Source organism: Rhizobium sp. LARHSG275 (genome assembly GCF_052871115.1).
Genome location: NZ_JBIXJN010000062.1, coordinates 1 through 934, shown reverse-complemented (window position 1 = coordinate 934; position 934 = coordinate 1). Strand labels below are relative to the sequence as shown.

The 934-nt window shown below is 57.3% G+C and carries 1 protein-coding gene; it reads left to right on the top strand.

Annotated features, from left to right (window positions below; all coding sequences use genetic code 11):
• Positions 1-79: 79 nt before the first annotated feature.
• Complete coding sequence (locus ACIPSK_RS33015) at positions 80-913, top strand: IS5 family transposase (protein ID WP_446533143.1); 834 nt, start codon at positions 80-82, stop codon at positions 911-913.
• Positions 914-934 lie beyond the last annotated feature (21 nt).

The following is a 934-nucleotide window of genomic DNA, read 5'->3' as shown; positions in this document are numbered from 1 at the left end:
AGAGCCTGACCGAAAAAGAGTTGAGTGAAATCAGCCAGTTGTGATTCTGTTTGTTTGCTTAGGACGAACGGAGACCACAATGGGCTGGACTGATTTCACCCGTCGGCAATATGCCCGACGCGCAATGCGGTATGCAAGCGATCTGACGGACCGGGAATGGGGATTGATCTCGCCTTGCCTGCCCGAACCGAGGCGGCTGGGCAGGCCGCGTAGCACCGATCTTCGCGAGGTCGTGAATGCGTTGCTTTACATCGCCACGACTGGGTGCCAATGGCGGATGATGCCCAAGGATTTTCCGCCTTTTACAACTGTGCAGTCCTATTTCTATGAATGGCGAGCGACAGGGTTATGGGGTCGGATCAACCATCATCTTGTGATGGAGGCGCGTGAACTGGAAGGCCGGGAAGCCTCGCCGTCTGCGGGCGTGATCGACAGTCAAAGCGTAAAAACCACGGAAAGCGGCGGCATTTCGGGCTATGACGCGGGCAAGAAGATCAAGGGACGCAAGCGTCATATCGTCGTCGACACGCTCGGACTGATGGTCGGCCTGGTGGTTCACAGCGCCGAGATTCAGGATCGCGATGGTGCACCTGCCGTCCTCAAAACCATTCTCAAGCGCTGGCCGTGGCTGAGACATATCTTCGCCGACGGTGGTTATGCCGGACCGAAGCTGAAGGGCGCACTGCAAAAGATCGCTGCGTTCACTCTCCAGATCGTCAAGCGGACCGACAAGGCAAAAGGCTTCGAGGTTCTGCCGCGTCGCTGGGTCGTGGAGCGCACCTTCGCGTGGCTTGGCAGATGCCGACGCTTGGCCAAGGATTGGGAAAAGTCCCTCGCTTCAGCCGAAGCATGGATCACTATCGCCCACATCCGCGTCCTGACACGACGCTTGGCAAGATACGGATATCGTTGAAACCTTTTCGAGTCAGGTTCT